Here is a 17496-nt window from a genome sequence, read left to right as displayed (position 1 = left end):
ACGGCTTGTCGTGTTTACGTGCGGGCTAGGCAGCAATGCCTAGCCCGCACTGCTTAGTGAGCCAGTGACACGTGTGAGTCAGAACAAACTTCATCGAGGAACATCAATCATGACGCCAGGAAGCACGGGGATGATGATCGCAAAGGGCCATATGAAACGCTTGAGCAGCGCGCTGGCCGTGCTGCTGCTTGCAGGGTGCAGCAGCGCACCCAGTGAAACGGCCGCGCCGACACCGCCAACGGTCGATCAAACGGCACCGGCTCGACCAACATGCGATGCTAGCGCCGTGCAGTACGCCATCGGTGCGCCCTTCGATGAAGCCAACGTCGAAACACTTGAAGCGCAAAGTGGCGCCAACCAAGTGCGGGTGCTGCGCCCGGGCAGCGCCGCCACCATGGATTACCGTGACGATCGACTCAATATTCATCTGGAAAGCAACGACATGATCGAGGCGCTGCGCTGCGGCTAACGCAAAATCAGCCATACGCAGGCGGCGGTGAGAACGCCCATCGTGATGTTGAACCCACGCCACGCCCGGTCGCTTTTGATCCACTGCCCAATGGCGCTACCAAATGCGGCCCACAGCGCAATGCAGGGCAGCGCCACCACTTCCGCAAACCCGGCCAGTACCAGGGCATTGACGATCGGCTGGCCGCTCTCCGGTAGAAACCCCGCCATCAGCGCCAACCCCATCACCCACGCTTTGGGGTTGGCGAACTGAAACATGGCTGCCTGCCAAAACGTCAGCGGCACCCCGTGCTGGCTGGCGTGTAAGTTGGGCGGCGGGGCGGTGGCGATTTTCCAGGCAAGGTAGAGCAAATACGCACTCCCTACCCAGCGCAGCGTGGTTTGCACCACCGGGAAGCGTTCGAACAGCACGCCTAGCCCCAGCGCAATGCTGGCAAACAGTAAGAAACAACCTCCTAAAATGCCCCACATATGCGGCATGGTGCGCCGAAAGCCAAAGTTGGCCCCCGAGGCGGTGAGCATGATGTTATTGGGCCCAGGTGTGAGCGTCATCGACATCATATAGAGCGCTGCGGGGCCAAGGATGAGCCATTCGCTATTCATTTTGTATCCATACAATTTTGATGAATTGGGTTGTTGGTGGGCATTTTTGTTAGCATAATGTGGCTATTTTTTACGTCAAAGGTTTTATTGTCACCATGACAATTTGGGTGCCTTCCATTGAACACATGACCGGCCCACGCTATCGGGCGATTGCCCAGGCCATTGGCGATGCCATTGCCAGGGGTGGTTTGGCGCCAGGAGAGAAACTGCCGCCCCAACGCCGGTTAGCGGATGCGTTAGGCGTCACCGTGGGCACCGTCACCCGGGGCTATGCCGAAGCAGAGCATCGCGGATGGGTGAGCGCCCGGGTAGGCAGCGGCACCTATGTGAAAGAGCGCAGACCAAGCCACGTCTTTGGCAGTCAGCCCAGTACGCAAGCCGGTGACGATACGATCGATTTGAGCCTCAGCCTGCCGCCACCGCATCTTTTAAGAGAGCAGGCGCTGAGTGCGGCTCTGACCACACTCAGTACTTCGGCGGATGCGCTCAGGCGCAGCGTGGCTTACTCAAGCTCCCAGGGTAGCGACCACCACCGCGCCGCTCTCTCTCAATGGCTCACCCAGTTAGGCATGGCCCTCGACGCTGAGGAACTGCTGATCACTCAAGGCGGGCAGCACGGCATTAGCCTGGCCATCGGCACGTTGTTACGCCCCGGAGAGCTGATCGCCGCCGATGCCTTGACGTACCCAGGGGCGATCAGCGCAGCCCAACAGGCGCATCTCAAGATGGTCGCCATCCCTTTCGACCAGGAGGGGATGTGTATGGAGGCGCTGGCGGCCCAGTGCGCGCGTCAGCCGCCGCGATTGATATACCTTACGCCTGATCAAAATAATCCCACCGGCATCTGCCTGAGCGAAGCGCGCCGAGAGCAGCTCGTGGCGCTCGCAAGGCGCTACGATATATGGCTGCTAGAGGATGGCGTGCAGTACCTACCCGTCGAGCAGCGTGGCACGCCGCTCTATCGGTTAGCGCCAGAGCGCACGCTGTTCGTCTTTAGCACGGCAAAAGTGCTGGCGGGCGGGCTGCGTATGGGCGTGCTGCGCGCGCCACCTGCGCTGCTGGAGCGGCTGGCGGCGGCCTTAAGAGCGCAAAGCTGGATGGTGCCACCGCTCATGGTGGATGTGGTTTGCCACTGGGTGAGCCAAAGCGCGTCACACGAGCTGCTGACGTGGCAAACCCAGGAGCTGGCGGCACGGCAGCAGCTCGTCACGGACCACCTGGCGGGCTACTCGCTGAGCCGTCGGCCAAACGGCAGCAACGTATGGCTAACGCTACCCGATGGCGTACGGGCGCTCGAGCTGTGCGAGCGGCTCAACCAGCAGGGCGTCAAAGTGACCAGCGCGGAACCCTTCTGCGTAGGCAGCGCACCGGCCCCCCAGGCGGTGCGGATTTGCATCGGAGCGGCCGTTGATCAGGCGGCGCTTACGCGTGCGCTGTCCATTGTGCGCGCGAGCCTAGAGCAGACGCCCCTTGCGACCGCAACGGTCTAGCTAGTCATAGCGATCTTTCCAACCCTGATGGCGCACCTGCTCTTTGAGCATGTCGAGCACGTCGTAAAGCACCTGTTCGGTCACTTTGGCGCTGGTGTCGTCGACGGTCAACCAACTGTCAAAGCTGGTGTCGGCGGTGCGCTCGACGAGTTGACGAAAGGCGGGGGAGTGCATGCCTTGCGCCATTTCATCCACCAGCCGCTGGGCGACGCTGCTGATAGAAGCTTGCATCGCGCTTGATGCGGTTTTTCCCATGGGTAAGCGGTGTAGTCGTTGAATTTCCGGGCTCTCCCGCAGCGTGCGGCTCACCAGATCGTCGATGGCCATCATGATGGCGGTGCGATTTTGCTGATACGCCCGTCCGGCCGTCGCCTCGAGGCGCTCGGCAATTTCATGGATCAACTGGGTTTTGCGCGGCATGATCACCCGCTCGATGACGCGTTCGGTGAGCGAATCGCTGGACATGATCTGCTCCTGAGCGTTGCCTAGCAAACGCAGCGCTATACGGTCTGAGAGCTCCTCCAACAAAATATCGTAATACTTGGCAAAAAATCGATAGACCGACCAACGGGTCACATCGATCAAGCGCAGTCGATGTAACCGGTGTAGGAGCGAAATGACGCGTAAGGCGCGTAGCCAACGAAACCCACTGAGTGGGATGCAGCCCAGCACGTCGTACCAGTGTACGAAGGGATAGAAAAACCAGCGGTGATAGCGCCGCTCGGCAATCGCGACGGCCCAGCCCAGGAGTACATCGGCAATGAAGACGCTGACGAAAACCAAGTCGATGGTGATGAAGCGGCTGTGAATCGTCGTATCGTAAAACTCGTGAAAGCCAGGTGCGATGGTGGCCAGCGACTGGTTGATTGGACCGATAAGGAACAGCGAGTCAAACAGCAGCAGGCTTAGGTTGAGGACAACGGCGGCAAGGATCAAGAGATCCCAGCCGATGTGCGCATACTCGACGGCCTTGGGCAGGTGGGGGTAGCGCTGCCTGATGGGCATGATGACTCCTTGTCGTCGCGGGTAGGGTAGCGCTTAGCGCTGCTGGTGATGCTGTTGAGTCAGCTCCTCTTCGCGCTCGGCCTGCTTACGCAGCTTCTTGCGCAGCGCCGCCTTTTCGAAGCGCAGCTTCTGTAGCGGGGTCTCCAACGCCAGCGGCGGCACCCGGGCGGGCTTGCCGTTGGCATCCACGGCTACCATGGTGAGGTAGCAGCTATTGGTATGACGAATCAGCTTCTGGCGAATATCCTCGGCCACCACTTTGATGCCAATTTCCATGGAGGAGCGCCCCACATGGTTCACGCTGGCGAGAAACGTCACCAACTCGCCGACATGGATTGGCTGTTTGAACAGCACTTGATCCACCGATAGCGTCACCACGTAGTGGCCGGAGTAGCGGCTGGCGCAGGCGTAGGCGACTTCATCGAGTTTCTTCAGAATAGCACCGCCATGCACTTTACCGCTGAAGTTCGCCATGTCCGGCGTCATCAAGACCGTCATGGAAAGCTCGTGCTGGCCCGGTAAGGCGCTGTGTTCAAGGCTCTGGTCTGAGGCGTTGGGTACATCAGAGGCGTTGGACATAAAAGTTACCCTACGATTAAAAATGCCCGCCCCCAGGCGATAGGGGCGGGCGTTGACGTCGTGCTTAGCTGCTTAGAACCAGACCAAGCCTACGGAAATGATAATACCGGTAATGAATAGCTGGATCAGACAGAATCCCATGATGTCCTTGGCTTTCAAGCCGGCAATCGCCAACACCGGCAGGGCCCAGAAGGGCTGTAGCAGGTTGGTCCAGGCGTCGCCCCAGGCCACCGCCATGGCCACGCGGGCAATGTCGGCACCCAGCGCTTCTGCGGCAGGTAGCATGACCGGCGCTTGTACCGCCCACTGGCCGCCGCCGGAGGGCACGAACAGGTTGACGATACCGGCGCTGAGGAACGACCAGAACGGCAGCGAGTTAGCGGTGGCAAACGAGACTAGCCATTCGGACATGCTCTGGGCCAAGCCTGACTGCACCATGATCGCCATGATGCCTGCATAGAAGGGGAACTGAATGACGATGCCTGCGCCGCCTTTAATGGCTTCGTTCAGGCTAGTGAGCAGGTTACGGGGCGTGCGGTGCAGCACGATCGCCAAGAACAGGAACATGAAATTCACCACGTTCAGGTTCAGGCCGCCGCCGCGCAGAAGGAAGTGGTCGAGCAAGAACAGCAGGCCCGGTACGCCCACCAGCAGCGCCAGCGGCATGCTGTTTTCGAGCTTTTCGGCAGGGCGCGTGAGACGGCCCACGGGCTCTGGTTCGTCGTCGAGCAGTTTGGGGTCGACGTAGACGCTGTCTTTCTCATCCGGCAGCATCATGCGGTTGACCAGCGGTACGGCGATGAACAGGCAGATGACGATAGCCAGGTTGAAGAAGGCGAAAATGGTCGAACCGGTGCCGATGACGCCGATCTGGTCCGCAGAGAAGTGGCCTTCGGTGGCGATCGTCAGCGGCACGGAACCGGCCAGGCCACCGTGCCACACCACGAAGCCGGAGTAGGCGCTGGCCACCAGCAAGCGGTAGTCGACCTTGATCAGACGGGCCAGCTCTTTGGCGAACAGTGCGCCGACCACCAAGCCAAAGCCCCAGTTGATCCAGCTAGCCGCCAGCGAGACCAGCGTGACGAGAATGATCGCGCCGCCGGGTGATTTCGCCGTACCGGCAATTTTTTGCAGAATGCGTTTCACGGGCGGAGAGCTTGCCAGCATGAAGCCGGTAACCAGCACGAGCAGCATCTGCATCGAGAAGGTCAGTAAGCCCCAGAAACCGTCGCCCCACATACGCAGCACGGCCAAGGGCGTTTGGCGCTCTACCGCGATGGCGGCGACGGCAGCAATCAGGGTTAGCAGGAGAACGAAGATATACGGGTCTGGCAAATAACGCTCGACCAGCTTGACCGCTGGTTTTGATATGAGTTTTAGCATGGAGTGCTCACTTTATTCGTTATTAGGAAGTGCGCGGCTAATATACGGTGGTGCGGTACAATTTTCATCCCTCCACGGCCAATGCGTGGGGTGCTTAACATTGTCACATCACCTTACGTTAGCGCAGTTCGCTCGCCCTGCCCGTTGTGACGTTCAACGCTGCTGATCAAAGGTGAGAAACGCCGGATGACGGCCGCCAGCGGGTCAGCCGGTAGTGCCGATAATAGCCAATGAGCACGGCCGAGCGGGTGAGCATAAAAAGTGTGAAGGCTAGCCAAAGGCCGTGATTGCCCAGACCCTGACAGAACCACCAGGCCGGCAGGTAGACGGCAAGGCCCGCAAAGATGCTGTTACGCATCTCTCGCACTGCCGTGGTACCGATGAAGACCCCATCCAACAGGTAGCTCCACACGGCAATCAGTGGCATGACGACCATCCATGGCAGATAGGTCGCTGCGGTAGCGCGCACGTCGCTGAGCCCGGTAAGCAGGGCGATCAGCTGATTTCCCCCTAAGGCAAATAGCAGTGCCGCAGCGGCAGAGGTCCAGAACGAAAAGTGGGCCGTCGCGCGTACCGTGGCGGTAAACTCGCGCCAGTCTTGGCGGCCGTAAGCGCGCCCCACCAGCGATTCGGCGGCATGGGCAAAGCCATCCAACGCGTAGCTGGTGAGCATGATGAATTGCAGCAGCACGGCATTGGCAGCGAGCACGGTATCGCCCTGACGGGCACCTTGCGCGGTAAAAAACGCCATGGCAAACAGCAGCCCCAGGGTACGCACGAACAGGTTGGCGTTGACGTTGAACAGCGCCGAGTAAGCCTTAAGTGCTAGCAGTCGCTGGCGCTGAAAGTGGCCTTCCACATACCCTAGCTGGCGCAGCACCAAGTAGCCGCCGAAGGCCAGCGCGCTGTAGTCTGCGAACACGCTGGCTAGCGCCACGCCGTTACTGGTCATCCCCAAGCCCACCACGAACCCCAGGTCGAGCAGGATGTTCACGCTATTGGTCAGCAGCAGAATCATCAACGTAACGCGGGCGTTCTGCTGCCCTAAAAACCACCCTAAAATGGCGTAGTTGGCCAGTACGGCAGGGGCCGACCAAAGACGAATCTCGGCGTATTCCCGCGCCAGCGGTGTCGCGTCGGCGCTGCCATCCAGAAGCCACAGGCCAAGCGAGATCAGCGGCGAGCCCAACACGATCAAAAGCGTCCCGATGACGCCCGCCATGATCAACGATTGGCCAAGCAGGTTGCGCACGTCGCTCGGCGCATCGCGCCCGATGGCCTGGGCGACCAGTCCGGTGGTGCCCATGCGTAAAAAGCCAAAGCCCCAGTAGAGAAAGCTAAATAGCGTCGCGCCAAGGGTCACGCCGGCTAGGTAGCGAGAGTCGGGTAAGTGCCCGACCACGGCGGTATCCACCAAACCGAGTAGCGGTACGGTGATATTGGAGAGAATGATGGGCCAAGCGAGGGTCCAAATACCCATTCAGAGTGACCTTCGCTTGCAGCGGTCGAGGCGCACCTTGAGTAGGCGGTTCAAGCGGCAGTAATGATGCGGTACTTCTCCATCAACTGCGCTTGGGTCTCGGGGCGCTCTGGGTCAAGGGGGATACAGTCCACCGGACATACCTGCTGACACTGCGGCTCGTCGAAGTGGCCGACGCACTCGGTGCACAGATTGGGGTCGATCACGTAAATCTCCTCACCGGGAGAGATCGCGTCATTGGGGCATTCCGGTTCGCAGACGTCGCAGTTAATGCATTCGTCGGTGATCATCAGGGCCATGGGCATACCTCACGAATGGCGTATCACCCGAGCAGTGAGATACCCGAGTGTTTTACTCAACAATTATCGATAGCTAGGTAGTGTAGTGCTTACGCAGCGTCTCTGCGACCTGTGGATGCACGAGCGGTGAAATATCGCCGCCCAGCTTGGCGATTTCCCGCACGATGGTCGAGGAGATATAAGAGTTTTCCACGGCGGGGGTGAGAAACACGCTCTCGAGTTCGGGATTTTGAGCGCGGTTCATGTTGGCCAGCTGCAGCTCGTACTCGAAATCGGAGACGGCGCGCAGACCACGTAAAATGATCGTAGCGCCCTGCTCGTGCATCATGGTCGTGAGTAGCGTCGAGAAACCAATGACGCTGACGTTGGGCAGCGACGCGCATACCGCTTTCGCCAGCGCGATTCGCTGTTCTAAATCCAGGCTGGGACGTTTGCCGGGGCTAGCCGCTACGGCAATCACCACTTTGTCGAACATGCGCGCGCCGCGCTCGATCAGGTCGAAATGACCGTTGGTGATCGGGTCGAACGTGCCGGGATAGACGGCGATATTCTCGCGGCGCAGGCTCATGTCGGCGTCTCCTCGTCTAGCGAACCAAACGGATTGTTGGGGGCCAGCGACACCGCCTGATCGTAGCCAGGTATGTGAATACGGTCAGCGTGTATCTCGAGTTCCGGGCCTTCGAGTACCGCGTCGCCAAACTGGTAGCGAGGGGCGTAGTGCCCCCGGTCGGCGTCGGCCAGATACGCTGCGGCGTTGGCGCGGACGGTTTCACGGCGGCCTTTCCATGCATCGATGGCCGCGCGGCCGTGGCGCTTGACCAGCAGGCGCTCGGTGACATCGGGCGAGAGCACGACACCTGTGGCGTTATTACCACCAAAGCCTTTGGCGTTGACGAAGGCGGCATCGGCGGTAAACGCTTGCGGTGTGGTGAAAAAGCGCAGCCGCTCGGCATATACGTCATCGGCCACCGCATCCAGCGTTGGGATGCCTGGCAGCAGGCCGTGGGCGAAGCTGCCCAAAGCGCTGGCCAGCTGGTCGCCCGCCGCCGAGCCTTGCGAGTGGCCAATGAAGGCTTTGATAGCCACCACCGGCCACTGCTCAATGCCGTTCGCGCGGGCGATTTCATCGAACACGTGGGATTCGGTGGTGCGGTTTTTCGGCGTGCTGGTGCCGTGGGCATGCAGGAAAGTGCGCTCTTTTAGCGCGGTCTCCCCCAGCATGTCTTTGACCAGTGCGGCTGCCTTACCCAAGGTGATGTAGTTGCCGATGCCGGGCGCAGAGATAGAGCGCTTGTAGCCGTCGGCGTTGACGAAGACCTCGGGCACCGCGCCGAGGATATCGGCCCCTAGCTCTAGGGCGAGGCTGTCGTCCATCAGCAGCACAAACTGGCTGGCTTCGGCCATGGTGAAACCGCAGTTGCGAGCGAACGGGCGGCACGCGCGCTGGTAGTCGGTGTCGGTAAGCAGCTCCAAGGCATCCAGCGCTTTCAGGCTGGCGTCATCGGCCAGCGCGCCCATGGCGCGGAACCCTTCGATGATCTCCGGCGTGATCGGCGCGTCGGCGGTGCCCACCATCACCACCCGGCGGCGACCCGCGCGGATATCCTCGATGCCCAGGCGCAGGTTGTAGAGGAAGCTCGCGCACGCCCCCAGCGCCGCGCCGGTGCCGCCGACGCTACCCAACACGTAGGCATTGAGAAAGTCAGCGGGCATTTGCCCATAACCCAGCGGCATCTGCTTGGAGGTGGCTCGTTGACCGGTTACCAAGCTTTTCAGCAGCCCTCCCCACCCCTGGTCATCGAGCTGACCAATGGAGTTGCCCGCATAGACGGCAATGTGGTCGGGGTTGAGCTGCTGGCGCAGTGTTTCCCAAGAGAGGCCGCTGGCCCCCAGGCAATCACTGGCACCGAAGACCGCCATGGAGAGCCCGCGCGGGTGGTGAACACTGCGGTACAGACTGGCGGGATCGAAGCCGCTGGGCAACTGGGCCGCCGCCCTGACTTTGGGCTCTTGCGCGTCAGGCAACAGCACGTCGAAAGCACCGGCAGGGAGGGTGACTTCGACCTGCCGCGCGTCGATCTCGCGCACTTGCCATCCGTCGGGCAACTGATCGGGAAGCTGGCGGCGGCGCAGCGTGACGCACATCGGCTCGGCTAGGGTCATGTCGGCGCGTCGATTCGCTGGCAGGCCCGGGGCCAGAAAGCGCGGGTCTTCGTTGCGGCGAATCAGCGTGTGATTAAGCACCTGATTACGCAGCCGTAGGGCAGGGGCGTCGATGGGCTGTCCTGCGCTGTCGTGCCATCCGTTGTCGGAGTGCTCGGCAAGACGCATGAGCGCCGCCAAGCCTTCCAGGGTCTGGCGCTGCTGGTCAGCAGGTAAAGCATCAAGCACGGTGCGGCGGAAGGCCTGATGGCCCGAGGTTCTGCCGGCGGGATTGATGCCGCCCATGCCGACAATCACCGGTAAGTGTGACAAGCCGGGTTCCTCGTGGTGCGGTGGTTTTTAATAACAGTTATTGTCAGACCGAGTCGATAATGGCGACCGATCCGAGCTTAATCAGTGAGCTGAACGTATGGCTCGGGCGTGATCATAGCACCGGGCGTGCAACGGCGTCATGCCGAGCGCGCGGGAGACTGATAGAATCACGCTTTTTTTAACCCAGGGGATGGCATGCAGCACACCTCACGGCCAGTGACGTCCAATCAGCCCGGGCCGCATCACGATGTGGCCCGGCGAGTCACCCGCGCGCTCGCACATCCGCTGCGCAAACCCGTTGCTGATCACACGCGGCGAGCGTTCGAACGGGCCAACGCGTGGCGACAGCAGCGCGGTGCGCCTTTGATCCTCGACGCGGGCTGCGGGGTGGGCCTATCGACCCGACGATTGGCACTAAGGTTCCCTGAGTGCAGTGTCATCGGCGTCGATCGTAGCGAAGATCGGCTGGGGCGCGAGCACGGCGAGTTGCCGGACAATGCGTTACTGGTGCGTGCCGATTTGGTCGATTTTTGGCGGCTAGCACTGGAAGCAGGCTGGGCGCCCGAGCGCCACTATTTGCTGTATCCCAACCCGTACCCTAAGTCGGCCCACTTGAAAATGCGCTGGCATGGCCATCCTGTTTTCCCCACACTATTAGCCTTGGGAGGACGGCTGGAGCTGCGCTCGAATTGGCAGCTTTATGTGGAAGAGTTTGCCCAGGCCGTGAACATCGTCACAGGCCAAGCAGCTAGCGTCACCGCGCTGCAACCTAACGGTGATTATCTCACTCCGTTCGAAGCCAAATATGACCAAAGTGGCCAAACGCTCTGGCGTTTGTGCATCGAGTTGGAGCGCCCATGACATTTATCTATCTGATTCTCGCGATCGTGGCGGAAGTAATCGCCACTAGTGCCTTGAAAGCCTCGGCGGGGTTTACCCGCCCACTGCCGAGTCTGCTGGTGGTAGGGGGCTACGGGGTCGCGTTCTATTTACTGAGTTTGGTACTGCGCACGCTACCCGTCGGCATTACCTACGCCATTTGGGCGGGCTTGGGTATCGTGCTGGTGACGCTGGTTGGCATCGTGGTGTTTGGTGAAACGCCAGACCTGCCCGCCGTGCTGGGTATCACGCTGATCGTGGCGGGTGTGGTAACGCTGCAGGTCTTTTCCAAAATGAACGTTCATTGAGGTTGCTCGACGTGACGAGTTTTCTGACTTTCTCCACACGCTGGCTACGTAACGGCGTCGTTGCCGGGGTGACGACCGCTGCGCTCTGCGCCAGTTCAGCGCTTTGGGCCGATTTCACTCGGCTGAGCCAACTCGAAGCAAAAGGCTTTGCCATCAGCGCCGAGGCGCGCTTGTTGGATGCCGATAGCGGCAGTAACCCGCTGTTGGGTAGCCTGAATCCGGAGCGTCAGCTCTCGCCCGCCTCGGTCACGAAAGCGTATATGTCGGCGGCCCTGCTGAACCGCTTTGGCCCCCAGCATCGTTTCACCAGCCAGCTCGTCAGTACTGGGCAGGTACAGGACGGCGTGTTGAGTGGCGATCTCGTGTTCGAGGGCGGCGGCGACCCTGGATTGACGACCGAAGACCTGTGGCGGCTCGTTCATCGGCTGCGGCTGGCAGGTGTTGCCCATGTCGACGGGGCACTCATCGTCAGCCAGTGGCGCTTTGGCCCGGTGGAGTGCATCACCACGGACCGCTGCAATGCCCGTACCCGAGTGACCAACGCTTATAGTGCGCCGCTCTCCTCGGCGGGTGTCAACTTTGGCACCTGGTGCGTCAACGTCGCCCCGGCGGCCCAGCCGGGGACGCCTGCGCGGGTGGGTCTGTGCGACAGCCAAGATCCGCTGATCGTCATCGATAATCAGGTCGTCACGCGTCCGGCCAATAGCGGCACCGAGATCAGCGCAGAGCGCCTAACCGACGAACGCGGTGATGTCATGCGCTTGACGGGGCAGATTTCCACCAACGCGGTGGCGCGGGATGTCTACCGTGGTGCGGGCGATGCCGCAGAGAAGACGGCCCAGGTACTGCTCAGTATGCTCAACCAGTCCGGTATCAGTGTGCGCGATCCGTGGCGCGTCAGCGCCAGCCAGCCGCCGAGTAGCGCCCAGCGCCTAGCCGCCGTGGATAGCCAGCCGCTCCAGGAGCTGCTGCTACGCACCATGAACTACTCCAACAATTACATGGCCGACGTGCTGGCGCTGAACTTGGTGGAAACACCCCAAGCGCAGCTTCGTCAAGCAGGGCAGGCCATCGAAACCTATGTGCAGAGCCTGCCCGGGCATGGCCCGATCACGTTACACAGCGGCAGTGGGCTGACCACTGACAATCGCACCTCAGCTCATGGTGTCAACGTGATGCTGGAGGACATGTTCCGTCAAAGCGCGCTGTTCCCCAGTTTCGTAGCCTCTTTTCAATCGCCCGCCAATGGGGTGATGCGCTTTATTCGTCGCGGTTCATCCACGTTCCAACATAACGTCATGCTGAAAACCGGCACGCTCAACCAGCCGTTTGCCGTGCGCGCTGCGGCAGGCTATTTCCGCACGGCCCAGGGGCGCTGGGGCGTGTTCAGCGTGCTGGTGAATGGTAGCGGCAGCACGCCTTATCTCAGCTGGCCCGAGGTGCTCGACCCACTGTCGTTAGATCTCGATGCAATGATACTGGCCAATTAATGAAACGCTTAGCTGAGGCACAACGGGCATGAAACCACGTCACACGGGGTTAACCCATTTATTGCACTCCACACGCTACTCCTGGAAAGGCCTGAAAGCAGCGTTTCGTAATGAGTCTGCCTTTCGCCAGGAGTTGGCGATTACTGCCGTGCTGCTGCCATTTGCCTGGTGGATTGGCGAAGGCCCGATCAGTTGGCTGCTGCTGGTCGGCAGTCTGTTTCTCGTGCTGATTGTCGAGCTGCTCAACAGCGCCATCGAAAACGTGGTCGACCGTATCGGCACCGAACACCATGAGCTGTCAGGGCGCGCCAAGGACATCGGCTCGGCCGCGGTGATGCTGTCGCTGATGATGGCGGGGCTGACCTGGGGGCTGTTAGGCTGGGAAAAATGGATGGGCTAGTTGGCCTAGAATGTCGTTGAGAATCATAACAATCGCTTGGCAAAGAGGTGCTTATGCAGTCCCACGATGCGTTATTTCCCACGGATACGCTCCCCAAGTCGCTCGCACCGGCGGCCGCCCAGGCCCACCAGCGCCTGAGTGAGGCACTGAGCCAAGCGGATAACATCGCCTCGATGACCAAACAATCGCTACCCTCCCGTCATTGGGACGCTCTAGCCCCTGCCCGCCGCAAGGCGTTGGCGCGGGTGGTGACGATTTCCACCTTTGCTCTCGATACGCTCGCGCGGTTTCCCCACTGGCTGGCCGAATTGGATGCTGCCGGAGAGTTGGATAGCGCCCCCAGTAAGGAAGCGCTGACCCAGTGGTTGGATGAAGCCCTAGAGAGCGCCGAGGACGAAGAGGCGCTGCACCGGGTCCTGCGCCGTTTTCGCCGTGCGCGCATGCTGGGTATCGTTTGGCGCGATCTTGAACGCCCCGACGGCGCCTCCATGTGGGACACCGCCCGGTCGGTCTCTTGGCTGGCAGAAGTATGCACCGACGCGGCGCTGGTTTGGCTGGAGCGTTTCTACGCCACCCGTTGGGGCACGCCTGCTCCGCGCCGCGACGGCTCGCCCCAGCGCCTCGTCGTGTTGGGGATGGGCAAGCTAGGGGCTGGCGAGCTCAACCTCTCCTCGGACATCGACCTGATTTTTGCCTTCCCTGAAAAGGGCGAGGCCGAAGGCGGCCGTAAGCCTTTGGAACATCAAGAGTACTTCACTAAGTTGGGCCAGCGTTTGATCGCTGCGCTGGATGCCATGACGGCGGATGGCTTCGTGTTCCGCGTGGATATGCGCCTGCGTCCGCTGGGCGACGGCGGCCCGCTGGTGGGCAGTTTTTCGATGCTCTCCAGCTACTATCAGGACCAGGGCCGAGAGTGGGAGCGCTACGCGATGCTCAAGGCGCGGCCCATTGCCGGGGACCTCGACGCCGGGCATGAGCTGCTGGTCAGCCTGCGGCCGTTCGTCTATCGCCGCTACCTCGATTTTGGCGCCATCGAATCGCTGCGCGAGCTGAAGGCAATGATCAACCGCGAAGTGAAGCGCAAAGGCATGCAGAGCAACATCAAGCTGGGGCCGGGAGGCATTCGCGAGGTGGAGTTCGTGGTGCAGGCGTTCCAACTGATTCGTGGCGGCCGCGATACCGAGCTGCAGGTCACCTCGCTGCATACGGCGCTCGAGCGCTTACCGGAGCTTGGGTTATTGCCCCAAGCCGTGGTGGACGAGCTGCTGCCGGATTACGCCTTTCTGCGCGACGTGGAGCACGCTCTGCAGGCACTCGAAGATCGCCAAACCCAAACCCTGCCCAGCGATGACGAAGATCGCGAGCGCGTGGCGTTGGCCATGGGGCATGAGGATTGGCCTGGACTCATCGCCCAGCTCGACGAGGTGCGCGAGCGCGTTCGTCAGCATTTCGATGCAGTGATTGCCGACCCGGAGGAGGACGTAGAGGAGGAACAGAGCGAGGCCGGCCTTGCCCAGTGGCGGCTGCTTTGGCGCGGCGAGCTGGAAGAGGGCGAAGCGCTGGCTCTGCTTAGTGACGCGGGGTTTCAGACGTCCGAGCGGGCGCTCAAGCGTGTGCAGAGCCTCTACAGCTCCCGGGCCGTGCAGAGCATGCAGCGCATCGGCTTCGAGCGTTTGGATGCCCTGATGCCGCTTCTGCTGAGTGCCGCTGCCGAGAGCGATATGCCGGATACCGCGCTGGCGCGGGTGCAGCCCCTCATCGAGGCCGTGCTGCGCCGCACCGCTTACTTGGCGCTACTGCGGGAAAACCCTCAGGCGCTGGAGCATCTCATGCGACTCTGCTCGGCGAGCCCTTGGATAGCCGAGCAGCTTGCGCGCTACCCGATCCTGCTGGACGAGCTATTGACCCCCGACACGCTCTACACGCCCGCCGACAAGGCGCGTTTGGGCGACGAGCTACGCCAGACACTCAACCGGATACCCGAAGATGACGAAGAGGCAGAGCTAGAGGCGCTGCGGGTCTTCAAGCATGCCCAGATGCTCCACGTCGCCGCCTCCGATATCGCCGGTACCCGCCACTTGATGAAAGTCAGCGATTACTTGACCTACATCGCCGAAGTGATCTTGGAGGCGGTGCTGGCCATGGCGTGGAAGCACGTGACGCGCAAGCACGGCGCCCCTGCCGGATGTAATAGCCGTGAGCCTGCTTTTTTGATGATCGGTTATGGGAAGCTCGGCGGTATCGAGCTGGGTTACGGCTCGGATCTGGATTTGGTCTTCCTGCACGACAGTGACGGCAAAGGCAGTACCGACGGTCCACGTCCCCTGGATACACCGGTGTTCTTCACTCGTCTGGGCCAACGCATCATCCACCTGCTCACCGCGGTGACCCCCGCAGGAAGCCTGTACGAGGTGGACATGCGTCTACGACCGTCAGGCAATGCGGGGCTATTGGTCACCTCGCTGGATGCCTTCGCCGATTATCAGCACCAAAACGCCTGGACCTGGGAGCATCAGGCGCTGGTGCGTGCGCGCGTCGTGGCAGGTAACGAGGCGCTGGCCAAGAAATTCGACGCCCTGCGCGGCGATATTTTACGCAATGAGCGCGATCCCGACGCACTGCGCGACGATGTGGTCAGCATGCGCCATAAGATGCGTGACCACTTGGGGACCAAAGGGCCGCTGGAGAGTGGTCCCGACGCCACCTTTAACTTGAAGCATGACACCGGTGGCATGGTGGACATCGAGTTCCTGTGTCAGTACGCCGTGCTGGCGCTTTCCCACCAAACGCCAGCGCTGATCACCTATAGCGATAACATTCGTATCCTGGAAACCCTGGCGGAAAGTGGGCATATCACACCAGAGGAGGCCGAGCAGCTGCGCGAGGCGTATTTGGCCTACCGCAGCCGAACGCACCGCGCGGCGTTGACGGGAGAGAAGGCGTTGGGCCAAGTCAGCGAGTTTGCAGAGCATCGCCAAGTGGTGACGGCGCTGTGGCAGCGTTTTTTGGAGCCTTGATTGGCGCGCCAAGCATTTTTCAGTAGCATCGGTAAAAAGCTAGCCTGTTAACGACTGCTCCAGAGCGGCTATTCCAATAAAAACAAGGATGAACGTATGCGCACTCACCCATCCGCGCGGCCTCACCATGAGGCGGCTTGCCAATGATTGGGCAAATTATAGCCACGCTGCTGCCGGTCTTTTTGATTGCTGGAAGTGGCGCCGCCTATGGACGTTTCCGATCGCCTGATATCCGCAGTTTGAATACGCTCAATATGGAGCTGTTCGTTCCACTGCTAGTATTTGCCGTTCTGGCTGACCGCCAAGCGCCGCTGGCAGAGTACGCGTGGCTCGCCAGCGCTGCCGCATTGGTGGTCCTGGGGTCAGGAGTCGTACTGTGGCCCGTGGTGAAGTGGCTTGGGCTGGAAAGTAAGGTCTTCCTGCCGCCGATGATGTTCAATAACTCTGGCAACATGGGAGTGCCGCTGCTGGTGTTGGCCTTCGGGCCAGAAGCGCTACCGGCAGCCGTGGTGGTCTTCATCGTGGAGATGCTGCTGCACTTTTCGGTGGGCCTTTATATGCTGGACCCGCGCACGTCGCTGTGGCGGATGCTTAAAATGCCTATCGTCGCGGCCAGTGTGGCGGGACTACTGGTCAACGTTGGAGGCGTGCCGCTGCCGGGGTGGCTGCTAGAGGCCATGCATATGCTCGGTGGCGTATGTATCCCGCTGATGCTCTTCGCCCTGGGCGTACGCCTGCTGGAGATCGACTTTAGCGATTGGCGTACGGGCTTGTTGGGGGCAGTGCTCTGCCCGCTCTCCGGGGTCATCATTGCGCTTCCGCTGATGTGGCTGCTGCCGCTGACGCCGCTGCAAACCGCCACATTACTCGTGTTCGCAGCGCTGCCACCAGCCGTGTTGAATTACTTGGTCGCTGAGCAGTATCGACTTGCACCGCACAAGGTCGCATCGCTGGTGTTGATTGGTAACCTGGGGAGCTTGATTGTCATGCCGCTGACCCTGGCGGCGGCCTTTGCCTGGATCCAGCCGCCACCCTGACAGCGGCTGGTGCAAACAAGGGGACACACTCAACAGGGTACGGAGTAAGAAAAACGGATTAGTGGCGCGGCTCGTCCTTGACTTCGTAACTGCCTTCGAGCGCATCACGCTGCCCCGTGGACTCCTTGCCAGCGTAGCTACCGCCGATGTCTTGAGCTTGGTCGGCGCGCATCTGCTCCATGCGTTTTTTCATCTTATGGCGCACGAACGGCATCATTGCCCAGCCAACGAGCAAGAAAAATAGCCCTAAGACGACGCCAACGATCATCAGCACGCCAAACGCAAGCCATGTCAGTAAAAGCTTTAAGCTGCCCACGAGCCCGGTCGGCTGCGTTTGGGCAGCCCGGGCACGCCACTGGTGCGCGGCTTGCCAAGCGGCATTACGTTGTTCGCGATTCATCTGTGGCATGAAAGCCTCCATCGTTCGTTTGCCCCCTTTGGAGCTTGTTCAGGCAGGCAAGTTCACTGCCGGTCGAATTTTCCACTCGACTTCTTTTAAAGCGTCATCAATCAGAGGTGGCTAAATGGGCTCTCTTGAGCGCTCGACATGCGATGACACGCGCTGAATGTTAGGCTTTACATG

17 protein-coding genes are annotated in these 17496 nt (G+C 60.8%); 8 read left to right on the top strand and 9 right to left on the bottom strand.

The features are described 5' to 3' along the window. Nucleotides 1-109 precede the first annotated feature (109 nt). Nucleotides 110-469: an I78 family peptidase inhibitor gene (locus tag GYM47_RS14545; protein WP_231125547.1), complete on the top strand. Its 360-nt coding sequence runs from the start codon at nucleotides 110-112 to the stop codon at nucleotides 467-469. Here the strand turns inward: GYM47_RS14545 and GYM47_RS14540 are convergent. Beyond that, entirely contained in the window at nucleotides 466-1071 is a 606-nt protein-coding gene (locus GYM47_RS14540; RefSeq protein ID WP_153842481.1) for a LysE family translocator, read from the bottom strand. The genes GYM47_RS14545 and GYM47_RS14540 overlap by 4 nt on opposite strands. 95 nt (nucleotides 1072-1166) lie before the next feature. Between GYM47_RS14540 and GYM47_RS14535 the strand changes: the two genes are divergently transcribed. Continuing rightward, nucleotides 1167-2561: an aminotransferase-like domain-containing protein gene (locus GYM47_RS14535; RefSeq protein ID WP_153842482.1), complete on the top strand. Its 1395-nt coding sequence runs from the start codon at nucleotides 1167-1169 to the stop codon at nucleotides 2559-2561. On the opposite strand, the gene GYM47_RS14530 is transcribed toward GYM47_RS14535, so the two are convergent. The 7 genes from GYM47_RS14530 to GYM47_RS14500 form a co-directional block, all read right to left on the bottom strand. Next, nucleotides 2562-3566, bottom strand: a complete 1005-nt coding sequence (locus GYM47_RS14530; RefSeq protein ID WP_139526309.1) for an ion transporter — start codon at nucleotides 3564-3566, stop codon at nucleotides 2562-2564. A 33-nt stretch (nucleotides 3567-3599) separates the two neighbouring features. After that, nucleotides 3600-4145, bottom strand: a complete 546-nt coding sequence (locus GYM47_RS14525; RefSeq protein ID WP_153842483.1) for an acyl-CoA thioesterase — start codon at nucleotides 4143-4145, stop codon at nucleotides 3600-3602. A gap of 72 nt (nucleotides 4146-4217) precedes the next feature. Then, complete coding sequence (locus GYM47_RS14520) at nucleotides 4218-5528, bottom strand: short-chain fatty acid transporter (protein WP_139526311.1); 1311 nt, start codon at nucleotides 5526-5528, stop codon at nucleotides 4218-4220. A 166-nt stretch (nucleotides 5529-5694) separates the two neighbouring features. Then, nucleotides 5695-7008 (bottom strand): MATE family efflux transporter, encoded by a 1314-nt coding sequence (locus tag GYM47_RS14515; RefSeq protein ID WP_153842484.1) that lies wholly within the window; start codon nucleotides 7006-7008, stop codon nucleotides 5695-5697. Between the two features lie 50 nt (nucleotides 7009-7058). After that, nucleotides 7059-7307, bottom strand: a complete 249-nt coding sequence (locus GYM47_RS14510; RefSeq protein ID WP_016916102.1) for a YfhL family 4Fe-4S dicluster ferredoxin — start codon at nucleotides 7305-7307, stop codon at nucleotides 7059-7061. Nucleotides 7308-7380: 73 nt separating this feature from the next. Next, the gene (gene coaD, locus GYM47_RS14505) at nucleotides 7381-7875 is read right to left on the bottom strand and encodes a pantetheine-phosphate adenylyltransferase (protein ID WP_153842485.1); all 495 of its coding nucleotides are present in this window, start codon (nucleotides 7873-7875) and stop codon (nucleotides 7381-7383) included. After that, the gene (locus GYM47_RS14500; protein ID WP_139526874.1) at nucleotides 7872-9755 is read right to left on the bottom strand and encodes a beta-ketoacyl synthase; all 1884 of its coding nucleotides are present in this window, start codon (nucleotides 9753-9755) and stop codon (nucleotides 7872-7874) included. The genes coaD and GYM47_RS14500 overlap by 4 nt, the downstream gene beginning before the upstream one ends. A gap of 222 nt (nucleotides 9756-9977) precedes the next feature. On the opposite strand from GYM47_RS14500, the gene trmB reads away from it, so the two are divergent. From trmB to GYM47_RS14470, 6 genes are all read left to right on the top strand, one after another. Continuing rightward, nucleotides 9978-10643 carry a tRNA (guanine(46)-N(7))-methyltransferase TrmB gene (gene trmB, locus GYM47_RS14495; RefSeq protein WP_139526315.1) on the top strand — a complete coding sequence of 222 codons (666 nt, stop codon included), beginning with the start codon at nucleotides 9978-9980 and terminating at the stop codon, nucleotides 10641-10643. Continuing rightward, nucleotides 10640-10969 (top strand): DMT family transporter, encoded by a 330-nt coding sequence (locus tag GYM47_RS14490; RefSeq protein ID WP_139526316.1) that lies wholly within the window; start codon nucleotides 10640-10642, stop codon nucleotides 10967-10969. The genes trmB and GYM47_RS14490 overlap by 4 nt, the downstream gene beginning before the upstream one ends. An 11-nt stretch (nucleotides 10970-10980) precedes the next feature. Continuing rightward, the gene (gene dacB, locus GYM47_RS14485; protein WP_422822479.1) at nucleotides 10981-12459 is read left to right on the top strand and encodes a D-alanyl-D-alanine carboxypeptidase/D-alanyl-D-alanine endopeptidase; all 1479 of its coding nucleotides are present in this window, start codon (nucleotides 10981-10983) and stop codon (nucleotides 12457-12459) included. A gap of 28 nt (nucleotides 12460-12487) precedes the next feature. Continuing rightward, nucleotides 12488-12859: a diacylglycerol kinase gene (locus tag GYM47_RS14480; protein ID WP_062362369.1), complete on the top strand. Its 372-nt coding sequence runs from the start codon at nucleotides 12488-12490 to the stop codon at nucleotides 12857-12859. Between the two features lie 53 nt (nucleotides 12860-12912). After that, nucleotides 12913-15876 carry a bifunctional [glutamate--ammonia ligase]-adenylyl-L-tyrosine phosphorylase/[glutamate--ammonia-ligase] adenylyltransferase gene (glnE, locus tag GYM47_RS14475; RefSeq protein WP_153842486.1) on the top strand — a complete coding sequence of 988 codons (2964 nt, stop codon included), beginning with the start codon at nucleotides 12913-12915 and terminating at the stop codon, nucleotides 15874-15876. Between the two features lie 143 nt (nucleotides 15877-16019). Then, the gene (locus GYM47_RS14470) at nucleotides 16020-16913 is read left to right on the top strand and encodes an AEC family transporter (protein WP_153842487.1); all 894 of its coding nucleotides are present in this window, start codon (nucleotides 16020-16022) and stop codon (nucleotides 16911-16913) included. Nucleotides 16914-16971: 58 nt separating this feature from the next. On the opposite strand, the gene GYM47_RS14465 is transcribed toward GYM47_RS14470, so the two are convergent. After that, the gene (locus GYM47_RS14465; protein WP_139526319.1) at nucleotides 16972-17322 is read right to left on the bottom strand and encodes a hypothetical protein; all 351 of its coding nucleotides are present in this window, start codon (nucleotides 17320-17322) and stop codon (nucleotides 16972-16974) included. Nucleotides 17323-17496 lie beyond the last annotated feature (174 nt).

Source organism: Vreelandella piezotolerans, assembly GCF_012427705.1.
In the GTDB taxonomy this organism is placed as follows: Bacteria; Pseudomonadota; Gammaproteobacteria; order Pseudomonadales; family Halomonadaceae; genus Vreelandella; species Vreelandella piezotolerans.
The sequence above is the reverse complement of the archived record's forward strand: the minus strand, read 5'-3'. Positions and strand labels throughout refer to the sequence as shown.